The sequence below is a fragment of the Inquilinus sp. genome, from assembly GCF_057815775.1.
The window spans coordinates 1-2827 of record NZ_JBYRFX010000156.1 but is presented as its reverse complement, the minus strand read 5'-3'; the positions used below and the strand labels follow the sequence as shown (position 1 = coordinate 2827).

General features: G+C 68.3%; 4 protein-coding genes and 1 pseudogene. 2 read left to right on the top strand and 3 right to left on the bottom strand.

Annotated features, from left to right (window positions below; all coding sequences use genetic code 11):
- The coding region (locus AC3XYG_RS05660) for a carboxyvinyltransferase (RefSeq protein ID WP_507021933.1) at window positions 1-418 on the top strand (418 nt) is incomplete at its 5' end.
- A gap of 3 nt (window positions 419-421) precedes the next feature.
- Window positions 422-862 (top strand): DUF2948 family protein, encoded by a 441-nt coding sequence (locus tag AC3XYG_RS05655; RefSeq protein ID WP_489138837.1) that lies wholly within the window; start codon window positions 422-424, stop codon window positions 860-862.
- Window positions 863-986: 124 nt separating this feature from the next.
- Here the strand turns inward: AC3XYG_RS05655 and AC3XYG_RS05650 are convergent, their stop codons facing one another.
- From AC3XYG_RS05650 to AC3XYG_RS05640, 3 genes and pseudogenes are all read right to left on the bottom strand, one after another.
- Window positions 987-1802, bottom strand: a complete 816-nt coding sequence (locus AC3XYG_RS05650; protein ID WP_489138836.1) for an ABC transporter ATP-binding protein — start codon at window positions 1800-1802, stop codon at window positions 987-989.
- A gap of 11 nt (window positions 1803-1813) precedes the next feature.
- Window positions 1814-2623, bottom strand: coding sequence for an ABC transporter substrate-binding protein (locus AC3XYG_RS05645; RefSeq protein ID WP_489138838.1), 810 nt, complete (start codon window positions 2621-2623; stop codon window positions 1814-1816).
- A pseudogene (locus AC3XYG_RS05640) lies at window positions 2596-2827 on the bottom strand (hypothetical protein); the annotation flags it as partial. The pseudogene AC3XYG_RS05640 and the gene AC3XYG_RS05645, both read right to left, overlap by 28 nt.

Genomic DNA, 2827 nt, shown 5'->3' with positions numbered 1-2827 from the left:
CAAGGTCCGCCGCACCGGCGATCTGGTCGGCGTCGACGTGATGACCGAGCCCTATCCCGGCTTCCCGACCGACCTGCAGGCCCAGATGATGGGCTTGATGACGGTGGCCCGGGGCGCCTCGATGATCACCGAGACGATCTTTGAGAACCGCTTCATGCATGTGCCGGAACTGGCGCGGATGGGGGCCAACGTCACCGTCCACGGCGCCTCGGCCCTGGTGCGCGGCGTGCCGAAGCTGACCGGCGCCCCCGTGATGGCGACGGACCTGCGCGCCAGCGTCTCGCTGGTCATCGCCGGGCTGGTGGCGCAGGGAGAGACCATCCTGAACCGCGTCTACCATCTCGACCGCGGCTATGAGCGGCTGGAAGAGAAGCTGGCCGGCTGCGGCGCCGACATCACCCGAATCAAGGCCGACTGAGCCGTGGCCGACACGACCACCCCCTTGCGGCTGCGTGCCCGGGACGGCGACGACCTCGCCGTGCTGTCCGCCGCCCTGCAGGATGCGATCGTGCCGGTGCACGACATGACCTTCCTGCGCCGCGAGCGCAGCTTCGTCATGGCGGTGAACCGCTTCTGCTGGGAGGTGCCGGTGCAGCTGGTCGAGGGCGACGAGATCTGGCAGCGCACCCTGTGCGGCGTGCGGTTCCAGGGCATCGATTCGGCGAAGACCATGAAGCTCGACCTGCGTGACCGGTCGCAGATGCTGGACCTGCTGGCGATCACGGCGGAGGAGGGCGGCATCCTGCTCAGCTTCGCCGGCGACGCCACGCTGCGCCTCGACGGCCCCGGCATCGACGTGCTGCTGGAGGATCGCGGCGAGCCCTGGCCGACACCGCAGCGGCCGCAGCACCCCGAGGACTGACCACACCGACTCCTCTAACTGTCATTGCCGGGCTTGACCCGGCAATCCAGAGGATGTCGACAGACTCTGGATGCCCGGATCAAGTCCGGGCATGACAGTGGTGGGGAGTGACGCAGTGGCGCCGTCAGTCCAGCCCGCCCTTGGCCTGGAAGTGGCCGCGGATGCGCTGGGTCAGGGCGACGAAGCGGGGATCGCCCATCACCTCCAGCGACCGCGGCTTCGGCAAGGGCACGTCATAGGCCGCGGCGATCGACCCCGGCCGGTCGGTCATGACAAGCACCCGGTCGGCCAGGAACACCGCCTCCGGGATCGAATGGGTGATCAGCAGGATGGTCTTGCGCGTCTCGCGCTGGATCCGCTGCAGCTCGACATTCATCCGCTCGCGCGTCATCGCATCCAGCGCGCCGAACGGCTCGTCCATCAGCACGATCGACGGGTCGGTCACCAGCGCCCGGCACAGCGACACCCGCTGCTGCATGCCGCCGGACAGCTGCCAGGGCAGCTTGTCGGCGAACCCCTCCAGCCCGACCATCCGCAGCAGCTGGTGGGCGCGGTCGAGAGAAGCGGCGCGGGGCAGGCGCTTGACCTCGACCGGCATCATCACATTGGCCAGCACGCTGCGCCACGGCAGCAGCAGCGCGTTCTGGAACACGATGCCGGCATCGCCATGCGGCTTGGTGACATCGCGCCCAGCCAGGCGGATGCGGCCGGTGCTGGGCGGCAGCAGGCCGGCGATCAGCTTCAGCAGGGTGGACTTGCCGCAGCCGGATGGGCCGACCAGCACCAGGAACTCGCCCTCGTCGATGGTGAAGTCCAGCGGGGCCAGCGACGGCACGTCGCCGCCGCGGCCGCGATAGGTCTTCGACACGCCCTCGACCGCGATCACCGCCGGCCGCGGCGCCGCCTCCGCCGCCACCAGATGCAGGCCGGGCTCGTTCATTTCGGCGCCATTCACTTCGGCAAAAACTCGTTGGTGTAGAAGGCCTTGGGGTCGGCGGCGGTGTCGGCGGAGACGCCGCCGTAATCGACCAGCAGCTTCACCGTCTCGGCCATGTTGGCGTCGGTCACATGGAACGGCCGCTCGGCCTTGGTCTCCTCGGTCCGGTACAGCGGGATGGTGCGTTCGAAGCCTTCCTGCAGCGTGTCCGGCTTGCCCGCCTTCGGCAGCGCCGCCAGCACCGCGGCGGTGGCCTCGGCCGGCGCCTTCTCCGCCGCCTCGACCGACTGGGTCGTCGCCGCCATGAAGCGGCGGATCAGATCGGGGTTCCCGGTCACCAGATCCTTGGTCACGACGATGCCGGAGGACACCATGTTGACCCCGTAATCGGCGAACAGGATCGGGGTGACGTCCTTGCCGGTCGCGTCCTTGATCCGCATGCTCTGGTCCATGGAATAGCCCAGCAGCAGGTCGGCCTGGCCATTGATGACGGCGTTCAGCTTGGTCTGGGCGTCGCCGGAGACGGTGTGGAAGTCGCTCTCCTGCAACCCGGTCTTCTGCAGGAACAGCGGCCAGACCTGCGACATCGAATCGCCAGGCGTGGTGGCCACGGTCTTGCCCTTGATGTCGTCGGGCGTGCGGATGTTCTTGTCGGTGAAGCCCATCACCGACATCGGGCTCTTCTGCAGCAGCACCCCGACCGACACCAACGGCGCGCCCTTGGCGGCGGCCTTGATCATGGTCGGCACGTCGAAATAGCCGAACTCGACCGTGCCGGCGGCCACCGCCTGGGCGGTCATGGCCGAGCCGCGGCCCTCCTGGATCTCCAGGTCGATGCCCTGGTCGGCGTAGAAGCCCTTGGCCTGCCGTAGAAGAACGGCGCGTGTTCGCCATAGACGTACCAGTTCAGCATCAGCACCACCTTGTCGGCGGCCTGGGCCGAACCGGCGGCCAGCAGGATGCCCAGGGCGATCAACAGGCTGCGGACCATCTTCATCCTCCCCTTCTCTGGTTCTTGGTTCAGGCGG

Bases quoted from the DNA above. Each gene is read 5' to 3' on its own strand.
- AC3XYG_RS05650 (WP_489138836.1), bottom strand. From the start codon at position 1,802: ATGAACGAGCCCGGCCTGCATCTGGTGGCGGCGGAGGCGGCGCCGCGG.